Genomic DNA, 26,450 nt, shown 5'->3' with positions numbered 1-26,450 from the left:
GATCGGCGCCGACCTGCGGGCCGCGGGCGTGCATCAGGGCCTGTCGCCGGTGCTCGACGTCGTCCGCGACTACCGGTGGGGGCGGGTCGAGGAGACGCTGGGCGAGGATCCGTACCTGGTGGGCAAGATCGGCGCGGCCTACGTGCGCGGGCTGGAAGATGCCGGGATCATCGCGACCCTGAAGCACTTCGCCGGGTACGCGGCCTCGCGGGCGGCCCGCAACCACGCGCCCGTCAGCATCGGGCCCCGTGAGCTCGCCGATGTGATCCTTCCGCCGTTCGCGACGGCGCTGCGCGAGGGCGGGGCGCGTTCGGTGATGAACTCCTACACCGACCTCGACGGCGTCCCGGCCGCCGCGAGCACGGAGCTGCTGCGGCGGGTGCTGCGGGAGGAGTGGGGGTTCGAGGGGACGGTGGTGTCCGACTACTGGTCGGTCCCGTTCCTCGCCTCCATGCACCGGGTGGCCGAGGACGTCGCGGCGGCGGGCGCGCTCGCGCTGTCGGCCGGGATCGACGTGGAGCTCCCCGAGACCCGCGGGTACGGCCGCAACCTGGTCGAGCAGGTGAAGGCGGGTCACGTGGACGAGGCGCTGGTGGACGAGCCGGTACGCCGGGTGCTCCGCCAGAAGATCGAGCTCGGCCTGCTGGACGGCGGCCCGCTCGTCCCCGACGGCGCCGAGGACGTGGACCTGGACAGCACGCGGAACCGGGAGCTGGCCGCGGCCGTCGCGGAACGTTCCATCGTGCTGCTGGCCAACGCCGGCCGGGCCCTGCCCGTCGACCCGCTCGCGACCGGGCGGCTGGCGGTCATCGGGCCGTGCGCCGGCGACCCGCGTACCCTCATGGGCTGCTACTCCTTCCCCAACCACGTCCTCGACCGCTTCCCCGAGCACGGCATGGGGCTGCCGGTCGCGTCGATCCTGGAGGGCCTGTCGGCCGAGTTCCCCCACGCCGACGTGCGGTACTCCCTGGGAGCCGAGGTGTCGGGCGACGACGGCTCGGGCATCGAAGCGGCGGCCGAGGTCGCGGCCGAGGCCGACCTCGTGCTGCTGTTCGTCGGGGACCGGGCCGGGATGTTCGGCGGCGGCACGTCGGGGGAGGGGTGCGACGCCGCCGACCTGCGGCTGCCCGGTCGCCAGCCCGACCTGGTGGAGGCGGTGCTGGCGACCGGCACGCCGACCGTGCTGGTCGTGGTGTCCGGCCGGCCGTACGCGCTCGGCGCCTACCAGGACCGGGTGGCCGCCGCGGTCCAGGCGTTCTTCCCCGGGGTCGAGGGTGCGGCGGCGGTCGCCGGGGTGCTCAGCGGTCGCGTGAACCCGTCCGGTCGGCTGCCCGTGCAGATCCCGTACTCGCCGTCCGTCAACCCGTCCACCTACCTCCAGCCGCCCCTGGGCGGGAAGGCGGAGGGCATCACGGTGCTCGACCCGACCCCGGCGTACGCCTTCGGGCACGGGCTCTCGTACGCGGCGATCACGTACGAGACCATGTGGACGTCGCAGGCGGAATACGGCACGGACGGCGAGGTGGAGGTGCGGGTGACCGTGCGCAACGCCGGTGACCGGCGGGCCGAGGAGGTCGTGCAGCTCTACGCCTCCGACCCGGTGGCGCAGGTCACGCGGCCCGTCCGATGGCTGGTCGGCTTCGCCCGCGTGCCCCTGGAGCCGGGGGAGACCCGCGAGGTGGCCTTCGGCGTGCCCGCCGAGGCGTTCTCGTTCACCGGGCTCGGCGGGCGCCGGCTCGTCGAACCGGGGGAGATCGTGCTGTCCTCCGGGCCGTCGGCCGCCGACCTGCCGCTGAGCGCGTCGATCAGGCTGGTCCTTGGAAAGGAGCGCTGAACATGCGCATGTATGACAACCCGGTCGTGGCCGGGTTCCACCCCGACCCCAGCGTGTGCCGGGTCGGCGAGGACTACTACCTGGTGTGCTCCAGCTTCGAGTATTTCCCGGGCGTCCCGATCTTCCACAGCCGCGACCTCGTGCACTGGCGCCAGATCGGCAACGTCCTCGACCGGCCCGCGCAGCTGCGCCTGCCGCCGGACCTGCCCGCCTCCGGCGGCGTCTACGCGCCCGCCATCCGCCACCACGACGGCCTGTTCTACCTGATCACCACCAACGTGAGCGGCGGGGGCAACTTCATCGTCACCGCCGAACGCCCCGAAGGCCCCTGGTCCGACCCGGTCTGGATCGACCTGCCCGGCATCGACCCCGACCTGACCTGGGACGAGGACGGCGCCTGCTGGTGCGCCTTCTCCGGCACCCAGGTGGCGCGCATCGATCCGGCCGAGGGCAAGGTGCTGGAGGGGCCGTACCAGGTCTGGTCCGGCACCGGCGGGAAATATCCGGAAGCGCCGCACCTCTACCAGGTGGACGGCTGGTGGTACCTGCTCATGTCCGAGGGCGGCACCGAGCGCGGCCACGCCGTGTCGATCGCCCGCGCCCGCTCGCCGCGCGGCCCGTTCGAGCCCGGCCCGGTCAACCCGATCCTGACGCACCGCGGCACCGATCGGCCCATCCAGAGCACCGGCCACGCCGACCTCGTGCGGGCCGCGGACGGGACCTGGTGGATGGTCCTGCTCGGCACCCGCCCGCGCGGCTACACCCCCGAGTACCAGGTCCTCGGGCGGGAGACGTTCCTCACGCCCGTACGGTGGGAGGACGGCTGGCCGGTCGTGGGCCCCGTCGAGGAGCGCCACCCGGCGCCCGCCGCCTGGCACCCGCTCCCGCCCGAGCCCTCCCGCGACGACTTCGACGACCCCTCGCTCCGGCCTTGCTGGATCTCGCCGCGCAGCCGTCCGGACGGCTCCTGGTCGCTGACCGAGCGGCCGGGGTGGCTGACTCTGCACGCCACCGGCCCGACCCTCGACCGCCCCGGCCACACCTTCATCGGCCGCCGCCAGCAGCACCACGACTGCCGGGTCACCGCCCGGCTGGACCCGGGCACGGCTACGGCCGGGGTGTCGGTGCGCATGGACGAGGCCCACCACTACGACCTGGAGGTGCACGGGGGGCTGGCGCGGGTGGTCGCGCGCATCGGCCCGCTCCGGCAGTGCCTGGCCGAGCGGCCGGTGCCCGCCGGGCCGCTCACCCTCGCCCTCGACTTCCGCACCCGCGACGTCCTGCCGCCGTCCGTCATCTCGCCGGCCGACGAGCCGGTGGGGGTGTCCGGCCGCGGACCGGACACCATCGCCTTCTCGGTCGACGGGGTGCTCCTGGCCGAACTGGACGGCCGCTATCTGTCCACCGAGGTGGCCACGGGGTTCACGGGGCGGGTGATCGGGATGTACGCGACGGACGGGAGCGTCGGCTTCGACTGGTTCGACTACCGGCCCACTGACCTTTCGTGATGCGATCTTCCTCCCGGAGGGCGTTTAAGGTGCTTCCCTTATTAAGGCAGTCGCCTTAGAGTTGAGGGCGACTTGTCAACGACATTGGGGGCGTCATGACCGAAACCATGCCCGATTACCCCTTCCCCCGTACGTCGGCGCTGGAGCCGCCGAAGGAGTGGGCGGAGCTGCAGGCCGGCTGCCCCGTGGCCCACGTGCGGCTGCCCAGCGGCGACGCCGCCACGCTGCTGACCCGCTACGACGACGTCCGCGCCCTGCTCGCCGACACCAGCTTCCAGCGCGGAGGCGAGGGCGCGGCGCGGGTGTCCACGACGGAGGACGGCGGGATCTTCTCCCGTCCCAGCACCACGAGACTGCGGGAGGGCGAGGGCCATCTGCGGTGGCGGCGGCTGCTCAGCAAGTCCTTCACCATCCGCAAGATGGAGTCCTGGCGCCCCCGGGTCCAGCAGATGACCGACGAGCTCGTCGACGACCTGCTCAAGTACGGCTCGCCCGCCAACCTGTCGGTCCAGCTGGGCCTGCCGCTGCCGGTGCGGGTCATCTGCGCCCTCGTCGGCGCCCCGAGCGAGGACCAGGACAAGTTCGCGCACTGGTCCCAGGTGATGCTGACGCTGACGCGCTACACGCAGGAGGAGGTGCAGCAGACGTACGAGGAGTTCGGCGCGTACGTCTCGGCCCTGGTCGACGAGAAGCGCGCGGACCCCGGCGACGACCTGCTCAGCGAGCTGACCCAGATCTCCGACAGCGAGGACGGCCGGCTCAGCCACGAAGAGCTGATCACCACGGTGATGGCGCTCCTGCTGGCCGGGCACGAGACCACCTCCAACATGATCGCCATCATGGCCGCGATGCTCCTGGCGGAGCCGGAGCGCTACCGGGCGGTCATCGACGACCCGGGGCTGATCCCCGGCGCCGTCGAGGAGGTCCTGCGGCTGGACAGCACGCTGAGCGTGGTCGGCTTCCCCAGGGTCGCCACCGAGGACGCCGAGTTCGCCGGCACCGCGGTGCCCGCCGGCAGCACCGTGATCCCGTGCCGGCCCGCGGCCAACCGGGACCCGCGCAAGTTCGCCGACCCGGACGCGTTCGACCCGCGCAGGGACAACGCCAACCAGCACCTCACCTTCGGCGCGGGCCCGCACTACTGCCTCGGCCAGCCGCTGGCCCGGCTGGAGCTGCAGGTCGTGCTCGGCACGCTCGTCCGCAGGCTCCCCACCCTGCGCCTGCGCGACAGCGCCGACGAGCTGCGGCTGCGCACCGGGTTGCTGTCGGGCGGGCTCCAGGACGTGTGGGTCACGTGGTGAGCTCGCGATGACGGTCCAGGCGTCCGCGCGTTCGGTGACCGCCAGGAGCGCGATCATGCGGGCGGCGGAGCGCCTGTACGCCACGGAGGGCTTCGCCGGGGTGTCGATCCGGCAGATCGGCGAAGCCGCCGGGCAGCGCAACAAGTCCGCGGTGCAGTATCACTTCACCTCCCGAGACGAACTCGTCAAGGCCATCCTGGCCGAGCACGCCGAGGCCATGGAGGTGCACCGGCTGGCGATGCTGGGCCGGCTCGGGGAGCCCGGCGAGATGTCGACGCGCGACCGCATCCGCTGCGTCGTCCTGCCCCACATCGAGCACCACATCGACCTGGGCGTCCCCTCCTGGTACGGCCGCTTCCTCGCCCAGGTCGTGGTCGAGCCCGCGCTGCGCGAGTACGCCGTCAGCGTGCACCTGGAGCGGCCGTCCCTGCGCCGCCTGTACGACGCCACGCGCGGGCCGGTCGAGCCCGACCCCGGCCGGGTCGCACGGCGGGAGGCCATGACCCGCGTGCTCATCGTGCACATGTGCGCCGAACTAGAACGCGACCTGGCCTCCGGTCACGCCACGGTCGCGTCCGCCGCCGTGGCCTGGCGGCGGCTGGGGGACGATCTCGTCACGGCAGTCTGCGGCCTCCTCGGCGCCCTGCGGGCGGACCCGAGCTGACCGCCGTCCAGGGCTGACCACCGGGCAAGGCCGGGCGGCGCGCTTGACCGTGACTTGGACGCGGCGCGGCTCGAGGTCCAAGAAGGCGCGAAGTCCGCGACAAGTGCGTCTGCCTAACGTCGCCCCGTGGACGCCCAGTAGGGCATCCGAGCCCCGCCGGGCGGCGGGGTGCTCATCCGTCTTCTCCCGGGAGGGGCAGCAGATGCCAGGCGAGACCTTCATCCTCACCGCGGACGGGAACGCCCGCGCCGAGCGGGTGACCGTGCTGGTCGAATCCCGCTGGACCGACCTCGCCGACGGCCGGACGGCGCCGCGCGGCAACCCGTACGTGCGGGGCCTGATGTCCGCGCTGCTGTGGGCGGCGCTGGCCGTGCTCGGGTCGGTCATGTACGTGTTCGGCTGGGTGCTGTTCGGCGGCGGCGCGTGAGAAGGCGGGTTCCGGCCGATCCGGAGCCCAGCTCGCAATGAGCTAGTGTGCAGTGTGCTCAGGAACCAATAGCACGCCCGGTTCCGGGTGGTACCGGGGGTACGCTGGTGACCATTGCCGAACGCGTCTCCGAGACCGTCGCGACGGACGGGAGCCATCAGGGCATCTCATACGACGTCCAGTTCGTTGACGTGTTCAAGGTGCTCGGCAAGCGCTAGAACGGCATGATCATCGTCGCGCTGGTGCAGCGGCCCGCGCGGTTCAGTGAGCTGGCCAAGTCGATCTCCGGGATCACCGACGGCATCCTCGCTGACCGCCTGCGTGAGCTGATGGCGGCCAGGCTCGTGGAGCGCCAGCTGGCCGACGGCCCCGCAACCGCGGTCCTCTACCGGCTCACCGTTCCTAAGGACTGAGCGTGAGTTGCACGTGCTCAGCCGAACGCTCCGAACGGTGTTGAGCGTTCTGGTCACCCGCATTCGCGCCGCCTCCGGGCGGCACGGATCGTGTCCGTGGTCCGGGGATGCGGGGGCGGGGTCCTTCACGCCCTCGGGCGTCCGGTCCGGCCTGGACGGTCCGATGCCCCTGCTCATCACTCCGGTGGGCAGGGGGCGGTGCCGTCCGACGCCGGATCGGGTGCCCTTGGGCGCGTCTGCCGATCGCCACGGCAGCTGCGTCGTGGCGGGTGGTCGTACAAGTCTTTGTAGTAAGGGGCTTCTGCCAGTGCTGGGCGCCCCACCGGGAGGTGTAGGCCGGGTCGGCGGCGATGATCGCGATGCCCGTCTGGTCGGCCATCGACGTCAGCCGGGCGCGGAGCCTGCCGGTGGGTATGCCGGAGATGAGCCGGCGGAAGCGTTTGCGGCGGCCGTGCTTCTCCCGGGTCTTCTCCATACTGAAGTCGAGGTCTTCGATGGCGATGGCTTTCACGCCGCAGGTGCGTGCCCAGTGCAGCAGCCGGGTCAGGGCGTGGCGGATCTGGGCGTCGCGGTGCTCGGCGTTGCCGGACAGGTCGTAGGTGAAGCGGCGGGGGTTGCCGATCGGGTTGCCGTGGACGTCCAGGTGCCAGGCGGCCAGGTGGTCGGCGTTGGTGTCCACGCCGATCACTCCGTGGGCGAGCGCAGCCGATAGGGGCACGGCCGGAGCCGGAGGAATCTGCCAGGAGGCGGTGATGTACCAGCGTCCGCGCGCCACGTCCAGGTGGACGCGGTAGGCCACCGCCCGGTTGGCCTCGATCCGATCGGCCCACTCGCTGCGCCGGTGGGCGAAGGCCACCCGGCAGGCCAGCACGTAGCGGCCGTGCGGCGCGTTCGCGTGGTGCGCCAGCGGCGCGGGCAGCCGGATCGACACCCGACCGTCGGGGGTGACGCGGATGGTCTCATTGGCGTAGCGTTTGCCGGACTCGCCATCGGCGGCCAGGAACCAGCGCTCGGCCTCCCAGCTCTGCCGCCACTCGGCTTCGGTGAGTCCGGCGGCCTCCAGGTGATGCCGGGTGCGGGCCAGCTGTTTGCCGCCCCGCACCACACGCACCCGCCCGGCCTGCTGGTCAGCCCGCCGCTGCTGCAGGCGGTCGGTCAGCACGCCCAGACGGCGGGACTTGGCGAACCACTCCCGCGCCGAACGGTAACCGCCAGGCTCCGTGCGGGTGCCCTTCTTCCCTACGGGCAGCGACAGCCGACGGGTGATCGTGGCGATAGCAGCCTCAAGGTCGCGGATGTGGTCGGCCTGACAGCGGCGGGCCAGCGCCCACTGATCGTGGGACGCCTTGGTGATGGCCCCGGCCCACCGCGCCGACGACAACACGGTCAGCTCACGCTTACGCGCCGCCCAGGTGTCGGCGCAGTGCCCCAGCCCATCAGCACACCGCGTCTTAAGGTCGCCGGAGGCCAACGCGCCAAGATGCGCGCCGACCAGCCGCAACACCTCGTCATCCTCGGGCGTGAGGTGCTTGAGCCGGTCGCGGACGGCGACACCGGACGGACCGGACACGACGAACGCGGGGGCGATCGGGCGCAGCTCAGCCATGCTGGAGGGCCTTGAATGCGATGACGGCGCGATCCGGGGCCGTCCGGCGGGCGTCGGCGGTGGGCGCTGCTGGATGGCGATCGAACGGGCACGCTCGCATGACCGGCACTCGCCCTCCTGGAATCTCACGTTGCGCGGCCACAACGATACCAAGAGTTGACCTTGCCGGGTAGAACATGTGCACGAGATTGCCGGTGGATGCGCAACGCAGCCTCCACAGGCTGAGCCGGACTCCGGGCAGAGTACGCCCGGCGCGACAGCAGCATGCGAGCAGGAGGACTACCCGCACGCATGCCGTCGAGTCTGCACTGTGGCGATGACGTAACCAGAGTCACATCATGCACCTTCATGCACACTCAAACACCAACAGCTCGAACCCCTGGCCGAGCCCGGCGACGACCCGCCCGCCGCTGAACCGGTAGAGGGTGGCGAAGCGGTGGCGAAGCGGTGGCGAAGCGCTTGGCCAGAACGGTGGCCGGATGCAGCAGGGGCGTCGATGATGCTGGTGCCGAGCTTGACGCGTTCGGTGAGCGCGGCCACATAGCTCAGCGTCTCCAGTGGCTCGTAGGTCTGCTGGTAGACCTCGGGCACGGGCTGCGGCTCCCCGCCGCCCATCGAGACGGGCGCGACGGGCTGAGTCAACTGCGGGAGCTGTAATAACGGTCATCGATGCTTTCTGCGGTAGTTCTCCGGGCTGAGCCCGTACGCGGCCCGGAAGGCGCGGCTGAAATGGGGAGCGCTGGTGAGGCCCCAGCGGCTCACGATGGCGCGGATCAGGCCGGTCGCGCAGGAGGGGTCCGCCAGGTCGCGCCGGCACCGGTCCAGCCGCTGGGCGCGGGGGCGGCCGCCCAGCTCTCGATCGCCCGACCAGGATGTTGCAGAGGATGTTCCGCCCCCGGCATTGACCGCGAGGGCGGCGTGTCATACCTTCCCTACCGAAATGTTCGATTTCTGCCCGAAATTTTCGGGAGGCCAGATCTATGGGTAGGGCGCTGAAGTTGGCCGTCGTCGCGGTTCTGGGACTCGCCATGGGCGCGGCCGGGGCGGCCGACGGGGCGGCCTCGCCCGAAGGGCACTGGGTCACCACCTGGACGGCGATGCCGCAGCTCACCGAGCCGGGTAACCTGCCGCCCGCGCCGTACACGCAGGAGAACCTGGTCCTGGCCGACAGCACGGTGCGGCAGACCCTGCGGGTGTCGGCCGGCGGGAAGCGGTTCCGGCTGCGCCTGTCCAACGCGTTCGGCGGCGCGCCGTTACCCGTCACCCGCGTCGCCGTGGCGCTCCCGAGCGGCGGGAAGGCCGGGGCGAGCGCGGTCCAGCCGGAGACCGTCCGCCCGGTGACGTTCTTCGGCCGTCCCTCGACGGTCGTGCCGGTCGGGGCGCAGGTCGTGTCCGACCCGCTCGACCTCACGCTGGCCGCGGGCACCGTACTGACCGTGACCCTCTACCTGGCCGACGGCCAGCCCTCCACCGGCATCACCTCGCACCCCGGCTCCCGGACCACCTCCTACCTCGCCCGGGGCAACCAGGCCGACGCGGCGGACCTCACCGGCGCCACCCCCGTCGACCACTGGTACTTCCTCAGCGGCCTGGAGGTCTGGGCCAAGCCCGCCACCTCGGCGCTCGCCCTGGTCGGCGACTCGCTCACCGACGGCAGGGGCTCCACCACCAACCAGAACAACCGCTGGCCCGACCAGCTCTTCGACCGGCTGCAGGCCGACCGCCGCACCGCCGGCGTCGCCTTCGCCAACCAGGCGGCGGGCGGCAACCGCGTGCTCAACGACGGGCTGGGGCCCAGCGTCCTGGCCCGCTTCGACCGCGACGTGCTCGCGCAGAGCGGCGTGAAGTGGCTGATCCTGTTCGAGGGCGTCAACGACCTCGGCACCGCGGACGCCACCCAGGAGGCGCAGAAGAGGGTCGCCGACGAGCTGATCGCCGCCTACGACCAGATCGTCGTGCGCGCCCACGCGCAGGACATCCAGGTGTACGGGGCCACGATCACGCCCTTCGGCGGCAGCTTCTACGACGACGCCCAGGGGTACCGCGAGGCGGCCCGGCAGACGGTCAACGACTGGATCCGCACCGGCGGCGCGTTCGACGCGGTGATCGACTTCGACCGGGCACTACGGGATCCGGCCGATCCCCGGCGGATGCTCGCGGCCTATGACGTGGGCGACCGGCTGCATCTGAACCCGGCGGGCTACCAGGCGCTGGCGGACGCGGTGCCCGCGCGGTTGCTGCACCGGTAGCCGTCACTCCCAGGGTTGCCGGTAGGACGGCGGGTAGGCGTGGAGGCGGAGGCGCAGGGTCAGGGTGACGGTGGTGCCGGCCGGCAGCTCCACCGTCAGGTGCGGGCCGTGCACCGCGGTCTCGGTGACCGACCGCACCGGCTCGCGGTGGACGTACTCGGTGTCGTGGCCCGTCCAGCCCGGCTCGGCGGCCGTGGCCGCGACGCCGGCGATCTCGTGCTCCCCGAACGCCCCCGCCTGCACGATCAGCACCTGGTCGGCGGTGGCGGAGAGGTTGACGAGCGTGACCACGGTGGCCTCGGGCTCGATCGAGCTGACGAGCGCCGCCACCTGGTCCGGGACGCCGGGCCGGCGGCGCGCGGCGTCGAAGTAGCGGACCCTGGCCTGCTGCAGCCCGCCGTTGTAGATGACCTGCGGGCCGCCCCACATCAGCTGCGTGAGGGCCTCGGTCACCACGGGATTCACGTTCTGCCAGAGGTGGATGTCCGATTCGGGCAGGTCGCGGTCGGCGTTGGCGAGCAGCAGGGCGATGCGGCGGCGGGCCTGGGCGTGCGCGGCGGCGAGGATCCGCTCGGGATAGCCGGGGTTGTCGCCCCGCAGGTACGCGTACCAGGGCTCCTCGTGCCCGGCCTCCTCCTTGTCGCGGAACGGCCGCACCGTCGCCCAGTCGTAGCCGGTCGCGGCGCGCAGCGCGTCCAGGCGCGCGCGGTCCTCCGGGGCGCCCGTGTGGTGCCAGAGCGCGAGCGGCACCGAGGTCTGGACCGGGTTGTGGTCGAACCAGCCCTTGTCGCTGTGCCGGTAGGGGATCAGCAGCGTCGGCACGGCCACGTCGGGGCCGAGGTGGGCGCGCCAGCGGCCCTGGTTGGCCGAGTCGCTCTGGTCGAACGGCAGCTTCACGCCCCTGGCGATGACCGCGTCCAGCAGCGACCTGACGAGGTCCAGGTAGCGGTCGTCGCGGGTGGCCAGGGCGGCGCTGAGGGCGCCGACGGCCGCCGCCTGCCCGATGCTGTAGAGGCCGTGCGGCCAGGTCCAGCCGTAGTGGCCGCCGTACCAGCGCCCGTCGAGCAGGCTGCCGACCACGCCGTCGAGGCCGACGTTGTCGGGGACGACGCCGTCGTTCTCCTCGGCCCGGCGCTGCCAGGCGCCGACGTACTCGCGCAGCCAGGCGGCGTACCGCTCGTCCCCCGAGACGAGGTAGGCGTTGCAGACCAGCCCGGCCACGCTGAGGTTGCCGACCGCGTCGCCCCGGCCGAGGCGGCGCCGCATCTCGGCGCCCAGGCGGGGGTCCTCGGCGAGCGGCGGCACGGGCGCGCCGTCCGGGACCAGCCAGTCCAGCGGGTAGCCGTACTGCGCGGCCTCCGCCTCCGTCCACGGGTACGCGGGCGAGCCGGACACGCCTTCGCGCGCCCCCCGGCTGCCGTTGTGCGGGGCCTTGATGATGCGGCGGTCCGGGTCGTAGTTGCCCTTGGCCGGGTCGAGGTAGAGGTCGGCGAACCTGGTCGCCCGCCCGGCCCAGGCCGCCGGGTCGGCGGCGGTCAGGAAGTACGTGAAGAGCAGGCTCTCGCCCTGGTGGAACCAGTCGTAGCCGATCTCGAACTCGTCGGCGAACATGCCCAGCTCGGTCATCTGCCCGACGACGCCGTGCCAGTGCCGGGCGCTGCGATCGAGGAGGTCGTCCGCGCCGCCCAGCAGGTAGAGCTGCGGCCAGTTGAAGAACGGCTCGAAGAAGTCGTCCGCCCCGTCGCGGGAGGACAGCCGGCCGGAGTACCGCAGCGAGCCGTCCGGCCTGGTGTAGCGGTCGGAGAACAGCCGCCACCCGCTGTCCAGCAGGTCGAGCAGGGCACGCTGGGCCAGCGCCCACGCCGGGGGGTCGAGGACGGGGACGCTCGCTTTCACGACGGTCATGGAACTCCTAGAAGAGGCGGTCATCCCTTGGTCGCGCCGGCGGTCAGCCCGGCGACCAGGAAGCGCTGGGAGAACAGGAACACCAGCAGCACGGGAGCGATGGAGAGCAGCGTGGCCAGCACCAGCTCGGGCGGCTGCACCTCGGCGTTGGCGCCGACGACGGGGTTGAACGTGGGGGTCGCGGCCAGCATCTGCGTGAGCCCGACCTGCATGGGGTAGTTGTCGCTGTCCGGCAGCATCACGTACGGCAGGAAGAAGTTGTTCCAGTTCGTCACGAAGCTGAAGAACGCGACCAGCGCGACCACCGGCTTGGCCAGCGGCAGCGCCACCCGCAGGAACGTCGCGCCCTCCCCGCACCCGTCCAGCCGCGCCGCGTCGAGCAACTCGCCGGGGACGCTGGTGGAGAAGTAGATGTAGGTCAGGTAGACGCCGAACGGGAAGAACGACATCGGCAGCACGACCGAGGCCGCCCGGTTGACCAGGCCGGCGTAGCTGAGTTCGAGGAAGATCGGCAGCACCAGCGCGGTGCCCGGCATCAGCATCACGACCAGCGTGACGATCAGCAGCAGCCGCCTGCCGGTGAACTCCGTCAGCGCCATCGCGTAACCGGCGGGGATGCTGACCAGCAGGGTCAGCGCCACGGAGAACGCGGCGTAGGTGACGGAGTTCCCCATCCAGGTCAGCACGGCGCCGTCCTGGAAGGACATGAGGTGGCGCCAGTTGGTGAGGAGGGAGTCGAGCGAGCCGGGCGAGAGCGGGTTGCCGTGGACGAGGTCGGCCGGGCTCTTGGTCGAGGCGAGCAGGAGCCACAGCATGGGCACGACGAAGAACACCGCGAACGCCAGCAGGAACGCGACGACGAGCCCTTTCGCGACAGCCCGCGCGGGGTCAGTCCGTGTCAAAGAGACCTCCCCGCGCGACGAACAGCCCGGCGCAGCACAACGCCACGATGAGCAGGTCGACGGCGATCGCCGCGGAGCCGTTGAAGTCGTTCTGGTTGAAGGCGTACAGGTAGGCGAGCTGGTTGATGGAGTAGTCGTTGCCCACCACGCCGAAGCTGGCCTGGGAGACGAGCTGCGGCTCGACGAAGAGCTGCGTGCCCGCCGCCAGCGACAGGATGAGCATGTAGACGATCCACTTGCGCAGCATCGGCAGCTGCACCCGCAGCGCGATCTTCAGCGGCCCGGCGCCGTCCACCCGGGCGGCCTCGATGAGCTGGTGGGGGATCGTGTTCAGCGCGCCGTACATGACCACGATCCAGCCGCCCGCGCCGGTCCAGAACGCGATCAAGGTGAAGATCCACGGCAGGTGACCCGGCGAGATCACCTGTACGAACGTCTCGCCCCAGAGCGCGCGGACCAGGCCGGCCACCGGGCTCACGGACGGGTCCAGCATGAACAGCCAGAGCAGCACGCTCGACGCGCCCGCCAGCGCGCCGGGGACGTAGTAGACGAACCGCAGCGCGGCCCGCGACCAGCCCGCGGTGAGCCGGTGCACCAGCAGCGCGAGCACCAGGACCAGCACGGTCAGGGTGACCAGCCAGAGCACGAGGTACGTCGCCACGTGCTCGACGGCGGCCGCGAACCGGTAGTCCTGCGCGGTCCTGACGAAGTTGGCGAAACCGGCGAAGGCCCCGCGGGCGTCGGTGAAGGCCAGGTTGAGCGCGTACACCGTGGGCACGATGCCGAACGCGACCAGCAGCACCACGTACCCGGAGACGAACACGTGCCCGGCGGAGAGCCGCGGCCTCGATCCGGTCACTTGGTGACCTGGTATCCGAAGACCTGGGCCTGCTGCTCGATGGCCGTCTGCCACTCCGGCAGCAGCGACTCGGCCGTCTTGCCCGCGGTCTGCCCGGGGATGACGGTCTTGGCCCAGATCGCCTCCTGGCTGAACTCGGGCGAGCCCCACCCGGGCCACACCTGCCCGGCGGCGGCCGAGATCGGGCCGGCGAGGTCGCCGGCGTAGTAGCCGCTGTCCTGCTGCTTCTTGATCCACTTGGTCGCGGCGGGCGTGTACGCGGGATAGCCGGGGGAGAGCTCGACCTGGTACGCGTCGGCCGTGGCGACCCAGCCGAGGAAGTCCTTGGCCGCGTCGAGGCGCGCGCTGTGCCGCGACAGCCACCAGGTGCCGCCGCCGACGTTGCCGGTCACCGGCGTGCTCTGGTCAGACCAGCGCAGGGCGTCACCCACGGCCAGCTCGCCCTTCGGGGTCTTGAGCGTACCCTGGAACACCGCGCCGCCGTACCACGCCGGGCCGGGCAGCATGAGCACCTTGTCGCCCTGGCTCTTGGCGAACTCGGGGCCGAACAGGGGCGACATCGACATGGTCTTGTTCGCGACGAGCTTGTCCATCATCTTCGCGGCGCGCACGCACTTGGGGTCGGTGGCCTTGACGGTGATCGCCTTGGGCCCGGTGACCTGGTTGGCCGGGCACTCGCCGCCCCACATGTAGATCTCTGGCGCCCACGCGTCGCCGGCCGTGCCGATGAGGTAGCCCGGATGCTCGGCGGCCACCTTCTCGCCCAGCGCCTGGTACTCCTCCCAGGTGGTGGGCAGCGAATAGCCGAACTTGTCGAGCAGCTTCTTGTTGTACCAGAGCACGACCTGGGCCAGGTCGTTGCGCAGGCAGTAGACCGTGCCGTCCACGGTGCACACGTCGAGCGCGCCCTTGGCGAAGCCGCTCAGCGTGGCGTCGTCGAGCAGGCCCTTGTTGAGCGGGGCGACGAACGCGTTGTCGCCCTGCGAGGCCCAGGACGCGGTGTTGTTGTCCGTGGTGAACACGACGTCCGGCCAGCCCTCGCCGGCCCGGTCGAACAGCTGCACCTTGGTCTTGAGCGTGTTGGAGCCGTTGGCGTTGCCGTCGTAGGTGACGATGTCCAGCTGCACGTCGGGGTGCGCCTTCTGGTACGCCTTCGCGGCGTCGAGCCGGGTGGAGTCCACCCACACCAGGAGCTTGCCGTCCTTCTGCTCGGCGGGGGCGAAGCCGTACCGCGATGCGGCGGCGCCGGTCGTCTTGGCGGGACTCGGGGCGTTCGGGGGAGCGCAGGCCGCGACGGCGAGCAGGGCCGCTGCCGCGGTGACCGCCAGGTGGGTGCGTCGTCTCATGGGGCTTCCTTCGGACAAGGCGGCTTGAGGTACGTAAACGCCGTGTTTCCGGATATGACATCATACGTGTGACGTATTCACAATGCCTTACACTTAAGGGCGTTCAGGCGGACGGGAGGATGCGTTGACTCAGGACGCGACGACGGGGCCTTGGGGTTCGCAACCGCCCGAGAGGCCCGGCAAGCGGCCACCGCGCCGGGTCCGCGGGGCCAAGCTGGGCACGACCGTGGTCGAGCAGCTGGTCGACGACATCGTCCGCGGGGCGCTGCCGCCCGGCTCGGCGCTGCCGCCCGAGGCCGACCTGTGCGAGGAGTTCGGCGTCAGCCGGACGGTGATCCGCGAGTCGGTCAAGGTGATCCAGGAGAAGGGCCTGGTCAGGATCGAGCACGGCCGCGGCACCCAGGTCACCGACCCCCGGCAGTGGAACCTGCTCGACGACGTCGTGCTCACCGCCGTCATCGCGCACGACGAGAACGTGACGTTCCTGGACGAGCTGGTGTCCGTGCGCACCGCCCTGGAGGCCGAGATGGCCGCGGCCGCCGCCCTGGCGCGCACCCCCGACGACGAGGAGCGCATCGGCGCCGAGCTGGCGGTCATGCGGGCCAACCTCGCCTCCACGCCCGACTTCGCCGCCGCCGACGTGCGCTTCCACGACATGATCATGGCCGCTTCACGCAACCGGCTGGGGCGGGCCGTCGTCAACAGCATCCACGACAAGGCGCGTACGAGCATGCTCTACCACGGCGAGTACAACGAGGCCGTGATGCGCCAGACGCTGGCCGAGCACCAGGCCATCAAGGACGCGATCGCGGCCGGCGACCCGGAGGGGGCGGCGGCCGCGATGCGCACGCACATCACCGACTCCTGGAACCGCCGCCGCCCGTAACGCCGTCGTGCTGCCCAACGACCGGGCACGCGACCGAGGACCCTGCCACAGACGCCATCGGCGAAACCCGCGCCGGGGCGGCGTATTCGGCACGTCGGCAAAAAGTTCGTGCTGACATCCGCGACACGCCGCATCGAACCGCTCTTTGCTGGCATTAGTGGGCACTTTTCGACGTAACTCGACATAAGTGGCCCGTGTCGGGTTCGTCATGATCGTAGGGGCCTGGCCGGAGGAGGGCCCATGTATCGTCCGCTTGGTGCCGTCGTCATCACCGCCATGGCCGTCATGGCCGTCATGCCGAGCGCCGCCTCCGCCGCGCCGTGGGAGGTCGACAACATCGCGCATCGGGGCGGCTCCGCCTACGCGCCCGAGAACACCATCGTGGCCTGCACCGTGGCCCGGACCCAGCGGGCGACCATGTGCGAGTTCGACGTCCAGGCGACGAAGGACCACCGGCTCATCCTGATGCACGACCCGACGCTGGCCCGCACCACCAACGTCGAGCAGGTCTTCCCCGGGCGGTCCCCGTGGCGGGTCTCCGACTTCACGCTCGCGGAGATCCAGCGCCTGGACGCCGGCTCGTGGTTCTCGGCCCGGTTCAAGGGCGAGGGCGTGCCCACTCTGGAGCAGGGACTGCGGGCGCTGAGCAGGAGCCAGGTCGGGCTGCTGCTGGAGATCAAGCACGATCCGACCAACCCGGACATCGACAAACGCGTGGTCGCCGAGCTGCGGAAGTACCGGAGCCTGTGGTCGGGCAAGCGGCTGGCCGTGCAGGCGTTCAACTGGGAGTCGATGCGGTCCCTGCACTCCATGATGCCCGACCTGCCCATCTCGCTGCTCGGCAAGCCGGCCGCCGACCGGCTCGCGGAGCTGGCCGAGTTCGCCGACGCGGTCACGGTGCCGCACGCCGGCCTCACCGCGACCTACGTCAAGCAGGTCCACGAGCAGGGCATGCGGGTCTACACGTGGACGACGGACCGGCGGCCCGTCATCCGCCGCCTCATGTCGTACGGCGTGGACGGGATCATGACCGAGCGGCCCGACAGCCTCGACGCCGTCAAGCGCCGGGCCATGCGGATGGTCATGAGGGCGGGCGGGGGCCTGCTGTGAGGTCGTCGCCCGACGTCGCGAGCCGGTGCTCGATGACGTCGGCGAGGTTGGTGTCCATGTCGGGCCCGTAGAAGTCCTCGGCCAGGTCGAGGTGGCGGCGCATCGCCTCGCGGGCGGCGTCGGGGTCGCGGTCGAGGATGGCCTCCAGGATCACGGTGTGCAGGGGCTCGCCGGCCTCGCGCACCTCGCGGTCGCTGAGGCTGCGCAGCATCAGCCCGTAGGTGAGGTCCTGGATGGCGGTGAACATCATGTGGATGACCGGGTTGCCGGAGGCTTTGGCGATGGTCTCGTGGAAGGCGAGATCGACCCGCGCCCTGGCGTGCACGTCGCCCGGCCGGGCGAAGAGCTGGTGGACGCGCAGCAGGTCGGTACGGTCCCGCTTGGTCGCGTTGACCGCGGCCAGCCCTGCGGCCTCGGTCTCCAGCATGACGCGCGCCCGCATGAGCTGGCGGGCGGTCACGCCGGCGGCGCGGGCCGCGAGGTTCATCGGCCGCATCAGGTTCTCCGCCGTGTAGTGGCGCACGAAGCTGCCGCGCTGCGGCGAGACCTCGATCAGGCCGCGCTCCTGCAGGGCCTTGAGGACCTCCCGGATGACCGGCCGGCTGACCGCGAACTCGGTCGCCAGGTCGCGCTCGGAGGGCAGGCGCACGCCGGGTGCCCAGTGTCCGGTCAGGATCCGGTCCTCCAGCACGGCGATCAGCGCTCCCGGACTGGTCGCCGCCGGCCTCCTCCCGAGCCCGGCCGGCGGGCCCGTCGTGGTCACGGCCGACGGCTCCGCCGCACTCTCGGCAGAGGGGCCTGACGTGCTCTCGGCCGGCGGCCCCGCAGGGCTCTCGGGTGACGGCCCCGTGGGGCGCTCGGCCGACGGCTCCGTGGGGTGCTCAAGTGACGGTTTCCTCCCGCGCTCAGCGGTCATGCCGACCACGGTAGCGGCTCGCCGCCGGTGCCGAGCCTCGCTCCGTGCCAGCACGCCCGCCCGTCCGGGCCGAACAGGTGGAGGTCGGCGAGCGGCACGTGGAAGGTCGCGCGTTCCCCGTCGCGCGGCCCGGTGCGGGGCGGCACGCGGGCCACGACGGCCCGCCCGGTGTCGTCGCGCAGGTGCAGGATGCTCTCGTTGCCGAGGTTCTCCCGGTACGACACCGTCGCCTCGATGGGGAAGGCGGCCCCGTCGCCGGCACGCACGCGTACGGACTCGGGCCGGAACCCCACGCGCACCGACTCCGGCAGGTCGGCCGGCAGCCGGGGCAGCCGCCAGCGCAGGCCGTCGCCGGCCAGCTCCACGCCGTCCGCGTCCGCCCGCGCGGTGGCGTCGAGCAGGTTCATCCGCGGGCTGCCGAGGAACGTGGCGACGAACTCGGTGGCCGGCTCCTCGTAGATCTCGGCCGGGGTGCCGATCTGCGCGAACTCGCCCTCGTTGAGCACCGCGACCCGGTCTCCCATGGTCATGGCCTCGACCTGGTCGTGGGTCACGTACAGGACGGTCCCCTTGGTACGGCGGTGGAACTCGATCAGCTCGGCCCGCATCTGCACGCGCAGCGCGGCGTCCAGGTTCGACAGCGGCTCGTCCATGAGGTAGGCGGCCGGCTCCCGGATCATGGCGCGCCCGAGCGCGACCCGCTGGCGCTGGCCGCCGGAGAGCTGGCCCGGCTTCTTCCTGAGCTGGTCGGCGAGCCCGAGGACGCGGCTGGTGTCCTCGATCCGCCGCCGGATGACCTCCTTTGGCACGTGATGGGCCCGCAGCCCGAACGCCAGGTTGCCCTCGACGCTGAGGTGCGGGTAGAGGGCGTAGTCCTGGAAGACCATGCCGATCCCGCGGTCGCCGGGGTGGGCGTGGGTGACGTCCTTGCCGCCGACCGTGACCCGGCCGGCGCTGACCGGCTCGATCCCGGCCACGATGCGCATCAGCGTGGACTTCCCGCACCCCGACGGGCCGACGATCACCAGGAACTCCCCGTCGCGCACGTGCAGGTCGACGTCGGCGAACAGCACCTGACCGCCGTACCGCTTGGTGACCCGCTCGATGCGGATGCCGTCGGTCATCGCTTGACTCCTCCGAGGGTGAGGCCCGAGACGTAATAGCGCTGCAGCAGGGCGAACAGGACGAGCGGCGGCAGGATCGACAGCAGCGCCGCCGCGGTCTGCAGGTGGTAGACGATCCCGTGCTCCCCCTCGAAGGACGACAGCGCGAGCGGCAGCGTCCACAGCTCCTGCTCGCTGGCCGCGATCAGGGGCCAGATGAGGTTGTCCCACTGGGCCAGGAACTGCAGCAGCAGGACCGTGAGCAGGGCCGGGCGCAGCAGCGGGACGGCGATGAGGAAGAAGATGCGCAGCTCGCCGGCGCCGTCCACCCGCGCGGCGTGCAACATCTGCGCGGGGATGCCCAGCGCGAACTGCCGGACCAGGAAGACGCCGAGCGCGCTGGCCACGAACGGCGCGATCAGGCCCTGGTAGCTGTTGAGCCAGCCGATCTCGCTGAGCGCCACGAACACCGGGATCATGACGACCGCCGGCGTCAGGGACAGCGCGATGATCACCAGGTTGAGCAGCGCGGCCCGGCCGGGGAAGCGCAGGCGGGCCAGCGCGTACCCGGCCGCCGCCGAGATCGCCACGTCCAGCACGGAGACCGCCGACGCGATGACAAGGCTGTTCAGCAGGTAGCGAGGGAACCGGCCGTCGGTCATGATCTCGCCGAGGTTGTCGAACAGCGCGAAACCGTGGAAGCGCAGCCCGGACAGGTCGCTGTCGTCGGGCGCCGACGCGAGCACGACCATGGAGTAGAGCGGCAGCAGCATCAGCGCCACGAAGCCGATGAGGGCCACGACGGTGAGCGAGCGGCGGATTCTCATTCTTCGTCGCTCCTGATCAGCTTGAACTGGGTGAAGGCGAAGACCAGCAGCACCACGAGCAGCACGATCGCGATCGCCGACGCGTAACCGAAGCGGGAGTAGGAGAACGCGTTGTTGTAGAGGTAGAGCGGCAGCACCTGGGTGGCGTTGACGGGCCCGCCCCTGGTGAGCAGGTACGCGGGCACGAACGACTGCATCGCCCCGGTCACGGCCACCACGATCACGAACGTGAAGGTGCGGCGCAACAGCGGCACGGTGATCAGGAAGAACGTCCGCAGCGCGCGGGCGCCGTCGATGGCCGCGGCCTCGAAGACGTTGGCCGGCAGCGCCTGCAGCCCGGCGACGAAGATGATCACGTAGAGGCCGACGTACTTCCAGATGACCATCACGAGCAGTGCCCAGATGGCGTACCCGGAGTCGGTGAGCCACGGGCGGGCGCCGCCGGTCAGGGTGTCGGCGAGCCCGCCGGTGGAGTAGATGACCTGCCACAGCACGGTGGCGCCGACCAGCGGCATCACCGCGGGGATGAAGACCATCCCGCGCAGCCAGGCCCGCAGCCGGCCCGGCTTGGCCAGCGGCACGGCCACGACCAGCGCGATCACGATGGTCGGGCCCACCGCGAAGACCGTGTAGAGCACGGTCACCCACACGCTGCTCCAGAACTCCTCGCTGGTCGCCATCTCGCGGTAGTTGTCGAGGCCCACCCACTGCGGGGTGCCCGACAGGTCGTACGAGGTGAAGCTCAGGTAGAGGGCCGCGAGCGCGGGCAGCGCCCAGAACAGGACGAAGTACACGATCGCCGGGGCGGCGAGGCCCGCGCCCGCGCGGGCCTCGACCCCGGCCATGGTGGCCCGCCGTGCGGCGGTCATTTGAGAATCCGCCCCACTGCGGCGTCGAAGGCGGCCGCGGCCTCCTGGGCGGACCGCTGCTTGTGGATCACCGACTCCAGCGCGTCGAGCAGCGCCTTCATCGTCTCGGTCCACTGCGGCAGCACCGGGCCGAAGTCGGTGTACGGGAGCTGCTCCTCAAGCTGCTGGCTGGCCTTGTCGCGGGCGCTGGGCAGCTTCTGCCAGCCGGCCGCCGGGGTGACCAGGCCGGTGGCGGCGAGCTGCTGGTCGACGTTCCCGGAGGTGGACAGCCAGTTCACGAAATGCCAGGCCGTGTACGGATTTTTCGCCTTTTTGGCGACCAGCCACCCCCACGAGTAGCCCGAGGCCACCTTCTCCTTGCCCGCCCAGCTCGGCACGACGGCGCTGTCGAAGGTCTTGCCCAGCTCGGCCTTGGGATCGAGGGCCGGGATGAGGCTGGAGGTGAACCGGCCGGACACCAGCATGGCCGCCGTGCCCTTGGCGAACAGGCCGAACGCGCCGACCGGGTCGCTCAGCCGCGGGTTGCCCTGGCGGCCGTAGTATTCGAGCGCCCGCAGGCCCGCCGGGGTGCTCAGCCCGCCGCGTCCCGTGCTCTCGTCCACGATCTTCCCGCCGAGGCCGTTGATCAGCGGCAGGAAGCTGAGCATCGCCCAGATGTTGTCGGCGGGCTGCCACTGGAGCCCGACCTGGGAGCCCGTGGTGAGCTTGGCGTTGAACTCCTCGACCTGCTCCCACGTCGTCGGAGGCCGGTCCGGGTCGAGTCCGGCCTGCTCGAAGCGGTCGCGGCGGTACCAGAGGTGGACCGAGTTGAAGTCGATCGGGATGCCGTACACCTGGTCCTTGTAGGTGAGGGCGGCGAAGGCGTTCGTGTCGAACCTGGTCTTGAGCTCGTCGATGGAGCCCGCCCCGAACTCCGCCGGCGGCAGCGGCGTCACCTGCCCCTTCGACGCCCGCTCGGCGAGGGTCCAGGCGCCGACCTTGATCAGGTCCGGTGGCGAGCCCGTGGTGAACGCGGTGGAGAGCTTGGTGTCGAGGTTGGCGATGGGGACGTACAGCGGCTTGACGGTGACCTTCGGGAACTGGCGCTGATATTCGGCGATCTTGGCGTTGAAGTACTTGGTGTTCGCCTGCTCCTCGTGCATCCAGACGTTGACCGTGCCCTGCGGCCCGGACTCCTTCGAGCCGACCGGAGCGCTGCCCGACCCGCAGGCGGCCAGCGGGCTCGCCAGGCCCAGCAGGGCGGCGCCGCGCAGGAGGTCTCGGCGGGGGATGTCACTCATGTGTCCGGTTCCTCTCAGGAACGTGCGTGAACTCGGTTACCCCCGCGTGGATGGCGTCGGTCATGCGCCGGTGCCAGGCGACGTCGCGCCACATGCCGTCGAACTGGGGGCCGCAGAAGTTGCTGGTCGCCAGCGCCTCCCAGCGCCCGGTGGCCAGCGCGGCGCGCACCCCGATCTCGCACAGCTCCTTGACCCAGCCCCAGTCACGGCCGGGGCCGTCCTTGTAGTTGACGATCCCCCAGCACTCGGTGGTCACCAGCGGCTTGCCGGCCGCCCGCGACCACGCCGCGACCTGCCCGATGTGCTCGGTCAGGCGGCCGGCCCACCGCTCCGGACCGGCCCGGTACAGGCGCTCGGCCGGGCCGGACAGCGGCTCGTAGGCCCGCGGGTCGAACTGGGAGTGGTGCAGGTCGTAGCCGATCTCCGCGTAGAAGTCGGTGGTGGCCTGCGGTGTCATCCACACGTGCGGTTCGAGCAGGTCCAGCTCGGACAGGTCCTCGCCCGGTGCGCCGGTGGTCTCGGTGCAGACGGACAGCGTGTAGCGGTACCGGGGGTGGGCGGCGCGCAGGGTGGAGATCGCCTCTTTGGTCCAGTTCCGTACGAGCTCGTCGCCCCGGGACAGGGTCTCGGCGCTCGCGTCGTTCCCGTACAGGAAGGGCGCCCACATCGCGAGCGGCCACTCGTTCACCAGGTCGACGAAGTAGACGGCGTCGGCGAGGCCGGCGTCCTCGATCGCCGAGAGCGTGACGTCCCAGACCCGGGCCAGGTCGGCCGGGGTCCTGATCCGCGAGCGGACGTCGAGCTCGTCCTTCCTGAACCAGGAGGACAGCGAGACCCGCAGCCCGCGGGCCGCGCACGCGCGGATGAAGTCGAGCAGGTCGGGCAGCACGCGTACGGAGACCGGCTCGGTCGCGCCCCAGACCTCGAAGTGCCACACGGGGAGCAGCTGCCAGGTCCGCTCCGGATCGGCCGCCACCAGGTGGGGGAAGGCGTCGATGCGTACCGCGTCGTAGCCGCGCTCGGCCAGTTCGTCGAGTGCGCGGTCCCAGTCCTGGTAGCCGGCGCCGTCCCAGCGCCGTTCGAGCCAGGAGAAGTCCCACATGGTGATCGCTAGGGGGGTGTTGGTCAACGTCATAGTCTCAACATCCGTTCCGATGTTGGTCTTACCAGATTGCTAGATCGTGGCTGGCCGAAACGTGACTGTCAAGGCTCTCTTGGGTCCTTGCGGCGTACTGGTCTAACCAGCTAGCGTTCTTGGACCATGAGCACCCGCGCCGTCGCCGGCCTGGAGACCATCCGATGCCCGATTCAGCCCAACGTGCTCCTGGTACGGCTGCACGCCGACGACGGCCTGACCGGCCTCGGCGAGTCGTTCTTCGGGGCGGAGGCGGTCGAGGCCTACCTGCACGAGACCGTCGCGCCACTCCTCGTGGGAGCGCCGCTGCCCAGCCCCGAGCGGCTGCGCCGGCTGCTCGCCGGCCACGTGGGCTTCCAGGGCAGCGGCGTCGAGACCCGGGGCAACGGGGCCATCGACATCGCCGTGTGGGACCTGCTCGGCAAGGCCACCGGGCAGCCCGTCGCCACCCTGCTCGGCGGCCCCTACCAGGACAGCCTCCCGGTCTACAACACCTGCGCCGGCCCCTCCTACGTCAAGGACGAGCCCCGCCAGGCCGTCTCCAACTGGGGCCTGGCCGACACGTCACGGTACGAGGACCTGCGCGGCTTCCTCGAACGGCCCGGCGAGCTGGCCAAGGAGCTGTGGGCCGAGGGCCTGCGCACCATGAAGGTGTGGCCGTTCGACCAGGCGGCCGAACGCACCGGCGGCATGCGCCTGGAGCGGGCCGACCTGCGGGCCGGGCTGAAGGTGCTCGACGCCATCAAGAACGCCGTCCCCGAGATGGACGTCATGGTCGAGCTGCACGGCCTCTGGAGCCTGCACGCCGCGCTCGGCCTGGTGAAGGAGCTCGAACGCTTCGCCCCGTACTGGATCGAGGACCCGCTGCGGGCCGACAGCCTGGCCTCGTACGCCACGCTGCAGGCTGCGACGCCGCTGTCGCTGGCCACCGGCGAGACGCTGACCGGGCAGCGCGCGTTCCGCGGGCTGATGGAACGCGCGGGGATCCGGGTGGCCATCGTCGACATCGGCTGGACGGGCGGGCTGACCGAGGCCCGCAAGATCGCCGCGCTCGCGGACTCGTACGACCTGCCGTTCGCGCCGCACGACTGCACCGGGCCGATCTCGTTCGCGGCGTGCGTGCACCTGGCCCTGAGCCAGCCCAACGCGCTGGTACAGGAGAGCGTGCGCGCCTTCCGCCACACCTGGTACGGGGAGCTGGCGAGCGGCCTGCCCCTGGTGGAGGACGGCCGGGTCACCCTGGAGGGACGGCCGGGGCTGGGCGTCGACCTCGCCGACGGCCTCACCGACCGCCCCGGCGTCACCACCCGCCTGACCGGCTCCCGCCCATGAATCCACCCACCGGGCCCACCCCACCGGGCCCACCCCACCGGGACCGCGCCACCGGGACCACCGCCCGCGGCCGGGCAGTCGTACCCGGACGAACGGGCACGGACGATGCCGCCGGCTCGGTACGCTCGCGTCCGGTCGCGCATGATGCGGGCACCGACGAGGGACCGAGACGACCACGTCCGCCGACGGGGCGTGACGCGGGCGGCGACGCCGCACACGGGTAGGCGTGTCCGGTTGAGCGTGACGTGGGCACTGGTGGCGACGCCGAGCCGGTGTGGCCGCGTCCTGGCGAGTGGAGTGCGGGCATGACGACGCGGATGGCGGCGCTGCGCTGGTACGGGCGGGGCGACGTACGGCTGGTCGAGACCGAGATCCCCAGCCCCGGCCCGGGCGAGGTCCTGATCGCGGTGACGCTCTGCGGTATCTGCGGCAGCGACGTCGAGGAGTACCGGGAGGGGCCGATCGTCGTTCCGGTCACGCCGCACCCGCTGACCGGCAGGGCGGCCCCGCTCACCCTGGGGCACGAGGTCGTCGGCGTGGTCGCCCGCCCCGGCCCCGGCGTCGGCCTCGCCCCGGGCACCCCGGTCGTGCCGGACGTCGTGCTGGGCTGCGGCCGGTGCTGGTGGTGCGCCCGCGGGGACTACCCCCTGTGCGAGCGCGGGGCGGCGCTCGGGTTGCAGGACGACGGAGGGCTGGCGGAGTACCTGGTGGCGCCGGCCGACCGCTGCGTCCCGCTGCCCGACGGCATGCCCGCCGAGCTCGCCGTCTTCGCCGAGCCCGCGGCGGTCGCCGTACGGGCGCTCGACAAGGCCGGTGACGTGTCCGGGGCCGTGGTCGCGGTCGTCGGCTCCGGCGCCATCGGGCTGCTGGTCGCCCAGGTGGCCGCCTGCCGCGGGGCGGCGGCCGTCGTCGCGGTCGACCCGGCCCCGGACCGCCGCTCGCTGGCCGGTTCGTGCGGTTTTGTCTCCGCGGCACCCGGCGAGGCCGCCGACACCGTCCGCGACCTGACCGGCGGCCGTGGCGCCGACGTGGTGGTGGAGAGCGCGGGAACACCTGCCGCGGTGACAGACGCGCTGTCGCTGTGCCGCCGCGGCGGCACCACGGTCCTGCTCGGCGTCACCCCGGAGCCCGCCGTCCTGTCCACGTTGGACGTGGTGCTGGGGGAGAAGCGCATCGTGGGGTCGGCCTCGCACCGATGGGACACCGACGTACGCGCCGCCGTCACCCTGCTCCACGCCGGCCACCTCCGGGTCGACCGGCTGCCCGTCCAGACCGTCCCGCTCTCCGAAGCCGTACGTCGCGGCCTGGCCGACCCGCCCCGCGACGTCCTGAAGACCATCGTCGACGTCGCAGGCACAGGCACCTGAACCAACGGCACCCGAGCCGCCCAGGCCAGGAACCCCGCTCACACAACACCCGCGCCACGGAGGGGAGACCAACCGCAGGGGATCCCGGGTGTGGCGGGTCCCCGGGCAGTGGGCGGGGCGGTGCCCGGGGTCAGTGCTCGATGCTGGCGTTGAAGTGCGTCAGGCCTCGGGCGAACGCGGCCAGTTCCTCCGGGGTCCAGTCCTTCAGGACCGTGGCCAGGCCGTGGAGCCGGTACTCGCGCTCCCCGGCGACGCGCCGCAACCCTTCCTCGGTGATGCGGAGCTTGCGGGCCATCCCGCCCTCGGGGTCGGGGATGCGTTCGGCGAGTCCCTCGCGGAGGAGGACGGCGGTCTGCCGGTTGACGGTGGAGGTGTCGAGGCTGAACGCCTGCGCGAGTTGGCCGATCGACATCGGCCCCTCGGCCTCGAGCCGGCTGAGCAGGATGTAACTGCTGCCGCGTTCCAACCGACGTTCAGATGGAGGCGCGGACATGGACGCCAGCTCCTTGTATCGGCCGATGAGCATGAGCTCGCGCTCGATGTCAACGATCTCCTCGCGCATGGATACCTCCCAACGGCGCTCAGAATATCCGTCTATATGGGGATGTGTA

The 26,450-nt window shown here is 71.6% G+C and carries 25 protein-coding genes; 11 read left to right on the top strand and 14 right to left on the bottom strand.

The window, feature by feature from the left end; translation table 11 throughout:
* The 6 genes from ABZS69_RS55845 to ABZS69_RS55820 all read left to right on the top strand — a co-directional run.
* The coding region (locus ABZS69_RS55845; RefSeq protein WP_355389604.1) for a glycoside hydrolase family 3 N-terminal domain-containing protein at positions 1-1,834 on the top strand (1,834 nt) is incomplete at its 5' end.
* A 2-nt stretch (positions 1,835-1,836) separates the two neighbouring features.
* Positions 1,837-3,342: a glycoside hydrolase family 43 protein gene (locus tag ABZS69_RS55840; protein WP_355389602.1), complete on the top strand. Its 1,506-nt coding sequence runs from the start codon at positions 1,837-1,839 to the stop codon at positions 3,340-3,342.
* Between the two features lie 107 nt (positions 3,343-3,449).
* On the top strand, positions 3,450-4,643 hold the full coding sequence (locus ABZS69_RS55835) for a cytochrome P450 (RefSeq protein ID WP_355389600.1): 1,194 nt from the start codon (positions 3,450-3,452) through the stop codon (positions 4,641-4,643).
* Positions 4,644-4,650: 7 nt separating this feature from the next.
* Positions 4,651-5,307 (top strand): helix-turn-helix domain-containing protein, encoded by a 657-nt coding sequence (locus ABZS69_RS55830; RefSeq protein ID WP_355389598.1) that lies wholly within the window; start codon positions 4,651-4,653, stop codon positions 5,305-5,307.
* Between the two features lie 202 nt (positions 5,308-5,509).
* A complete protein-coding gene (locus ABZS69_RS55825; RefSeq protein WP_355389597.1) occupies positions 5,510-5,734 on the top strand; it encodes a hypothetical protein in 225 nt (74 codons plus the stop codon).
* 224 nt (positions 5,735-5,958) lie between these two features.
* Positions 5,959-6,147: a winged helix-turn-helix transcriptional regulator gene (locus ABZS69_RS55820; protein WP_355389595.1), complete on the top strand. Its 189-nt coding sequence runs from the start codon at positions 5,959-5,961 to the stop codon at positions 6,145-6,147.
* Here ABZS69_RS55820 and ABZS69_RS55815 read toward each other — a convergent pair.
* From ABZS69_RS55815 to ABZS69_RS55805, 3 genes are all read right to left on the bottom strand, one after another.
* Positions 6,137-7,753 (bottom strand): IS200/IS605 family accessory protein TnpB-related protein, encoded by a 1,617-nt coding sequence (locus ABZS69_RS55815; RefSeq protein ID WP_355389593.1) that lies wholly within the window; start codon positions 7,751-7,753, stop codon positions 6,137-6,139. The genes ABZS69_RS55820 and ABZS69_RS55815 overlap by 11 nt on opposite strands.
* Positions 7,754-8,089: 336 nt before the next feature.
* On the bottom strand, positions 8,090-8,344 hold the full coding sequence (locus tag ABZS69_RS55810) for a hypothetical protein (protein ID WP_355389591.1): 255 nt from the start codon (positions 8,342-8,344) through the stop codon (positions 8,090-8,092).
* A gap of 72 nt (positions 8,345-8,416) precedes the next feature.
* Positions 8,417-8,578, bottom strand: a complete 162-nt coding sequence (locus ABZS69_RS55805) for a helix-turn-helix domain-containing protein (protein ID WP_355389608.1) — start codon at positions 8,576-8,578, stop codon at positions 8,417-8,419.
* 155 nt (positions 8,579-8,733) lie between these two features.
* On the opposite strand from ABZS69_RS55805, the gene ABZS69_RS55800 reads away from it, so the two are divergent.
* A complete protein-coding gene (locus ABZS69_RS55800) occupies positions 8,734-10,002 on the top strand; it encodes an SGNH/GDSL hydrolase family protein (RefSeq protein ID WP_355389589.1) in 1,269 nt (422 codons plus the stop codon).
* Positions 10,003-10,005: 3 nt separating this feature from the next.
* Here ABZS69_RS55800 and ABZS69_RS55795 read toward each other — a convergent pair whose 3' ends face one another.
* Genes ABZS69_RS55795 through ABZS69_RS55780 form a run of 4 tightly spaced genes read right to left on the bottom strand, consistent with a single transcriptional unit; the run spans position 10,006 to position 15,014 of the window.
* Positions 10,006-11,907, bottom strand: a complete 1,902-nt coding sequence (locus ABZS69_RS55795; protein ID WP_355389588.1) for a hypothetical protein — start codon at positions 11,905-11,907, stop codon at positions 10,006-10,008.
* 20 nt (positions 11,908-11,927) lie between these two features.
* Positions 11,928-12,809 carry a carbohydrate ABC transporter permease gene (locus ABZS69_RS55790; RefSeq protein WP_355389586.1) on the bottom strand — a complete coding sequence of 294 codons (882 nt, stop codon included), beginning with the start codon at positions 12,807-12,809 and terminating at the stop codon, positions 11,928-11,930.
* Positions 12,796-13,668 (bottom strand): sugar ABC transporter permease, encoded by an 873-nt coding sequence (locus tag ABZS69_RS55785; protein WP_355389584.1) that lies wholly within the window; start codon positions 13,666-13,668, stop codon positions 12,796-12,798. The genes ABZS69_RS55790 and ABZS69_RS55785 overlap by 14 nt, the downstream gene beginning before the upstream one ends.
* Positions 13,665-15,014, bottom strand: coding sequence for an extracellular solute-binding protein (locus ABZS69_RS55780; protein WP_355389581.1), 1,350 nt, complete (start codon positions 15,012-15,014; stop codon positions 13,665-13,667). The genes ABZS69_RS55785 and ABZS69_RS55780 overlap by 4 nt, the downstream gene beginning before the upstream one ends.
* A 226-nt stretch (positions 15,015-15,240) precedes the next feature.
* Here ABZS69_RS55780 and ABZS69_RS55775 point away from each other — a divergent pair, with 226 nt between their 5' ends.
* A complete protein-coding gene (locus ABZS69_RS55775; RefSeq protein WP_355389579.1) occupies positions 15,241-15,900 on the top strand; it encodes a FadR/GntR family transcriptional regulator in 660 nt (219 codons plus the stop codon).
* Between the two features lie 240 nt (positions 15,901-16,140).
* On the top strand, positions 16,141-17,010 hold the full coding sequence (locus tag ABZS69_RS55770; RefSeq protein ID WP_355389577.1) for a glycerophosphodiester phosphodiesterase family protein: 870 nt from the start codon (positions 16,141-16,143) through the stop codon (positions 17,008-17,010).
* On the opposite strand, the gene ABZS69_RS55765 is transcribed toward ABZS69_RS55770, so the two are convergent.
* The 6 genes from ABZS69_RS55765 to ABZS69_RS55740 are packed head-to-tail and all read right to left on the bottom strand — an operon-like array spanning position 16,982 to position 23,140.
* Positions 16,982-17,926 carry an FCD domain-containing protein gene (locus ABZS69_RS55765; protein WP_355389575.1) on the bottom strand — a complete coding sequence of 315 codons (945 nt, stop codon included), beginning with the start codon at positions 17,924-17,926 and terminating at the stop codon, positions 16,982-16,984. The genes ABZS69_RS55770 and ABZS69_RS55765 overlap by 29 nt on opposite strands.
* On the bottom strand, positions 17,923-19,050 hold the full coding sequence (locus tag ABZS69_RS55760; RefSeq protein WP_355389573.1) for an ABC transporter ATP-binding protein: 1,128 nt from the start codon (positions 19,048-19,050) through the stop codon (positions 17,923-17,925). Before ABZS69_RS55760 ends, ABZS69_RS55765 begins: the two co-directional genes overlap by 4 nt.
* Positions 19,047-19,856, bottom strand: coding sequence for a carbohydrate ABC transporter permease (locus ABZS69_RS55755; RefSeq protein WP_355389571.1), 810 nt, complete (start codon positions 19,854-19,856; stop codon positions 19,047-19,049). The genes ABZS69_RS55760 and ABZS69_RS55755 overlap by 4 nt, the downstream gene beginning before the upstream one ends.
* A complete protein-coding gene (locus ABZS69_RS55750) occupies positions 19,853-20,725 on the bottom strand; it encodes a sugar ABC transporter permease (protein ID WP_355389569.1) in 873 nt (290 codons plus the stop codon). Before ABZS69_RS55750 ends, ABZS69_RS55755 begins: the two co-directional genes overlap by 4 nt.
* Complete coding sequence (locus ABZS69_RS55745; RefSeq protein ID WP_355389567.1) at positions 20,722-22,005, bottom strand: extracellular solute-binding protein; 1,284 nt, start codon at positions 22,003-22,005, stop codon at positions 20,722-20,724. The genes ABZS69_RS55750 and ABZS69_RS55745 overlap by 4 nt, the downstream gene beginning before the upstream one ends.
* Entirely contained in the window at positions 21,998-23,140 is a 1,143-nt protein-coding gene (locus ABZS69_RS55740; RefSeq protein WP_355389565.1) for a cellulase-like family protein, read from the bottom strand. The genes ABZS69_RS55745 and ABZS69_RS55740 overlap by 8 nt, the downstream gene beginning before the upstream one ends.
* Before the next feature lie 126 nt (positions 23,141-23,266).
* Between ABZS69_RS55740 and ABZS69_RS55735 the strand changes: the two genes are divergently transcribed.
* Together ABZS69_RS55735 and ABZS69_RS55730 are read left to right on the top strand one after the other, a co-directional pair.
* Complete coding sequence (locus ABZS69_RS55735) at positions 23,267-24,472, top strand: mandelate racemase/muconate lactonizing enzyme family protein (protein ID WP_355389563.1); 1,206 nt, start codon at positions 23,267-23,269, stop codon at positions 24,470-24,472.
* A 305-nt stretch (positions 24,473-24,777) separates the two neighbouring features.
* Complete coding sequence (locus tag ABZS69_RS55730) at positions 24,778-25,839, top strand: alcohol dehydrogenase catalytic domain-containing protein (protein WP_355389561.1); 1,062 nt, start codon at positions 24,778-24,780, stop codon at positions 25,837-25,839.
* 130 nt (positions 25,840-25,969) lie between these two features.
* On the opposite strand, the gene ABZS69_RS55725 is transcribed toward ABZS69_RS55730, so the two are convergent.
* Positions 25,970-26,401 (bottom strand): MarR family transcriptional regulator, encoded by a 432-nt coding sequence (locus ABZS69_RS55725; RefSeq protein WP_355389559.1) that lies wholly within the window; start codon positions 26,399-26,401, stop codon positions 25,970-25,972.
* Positions 26,402-26,450: the final 49 nt, after the last annotated feature.

Source organism: Nonomuraea sp. NPDC005650 (genome assembly GCF_040605375.1).
Lineage (GTDB): Bacteria > Actinomycetota > Actinomycetes > Streptosporangiales > Streptosporangiaceae > Nonomuraea.
Note: the sequence above shows the minus strand (reverse complement) of the source record. Positions and strands in the feature narration are given on the sequence as shown.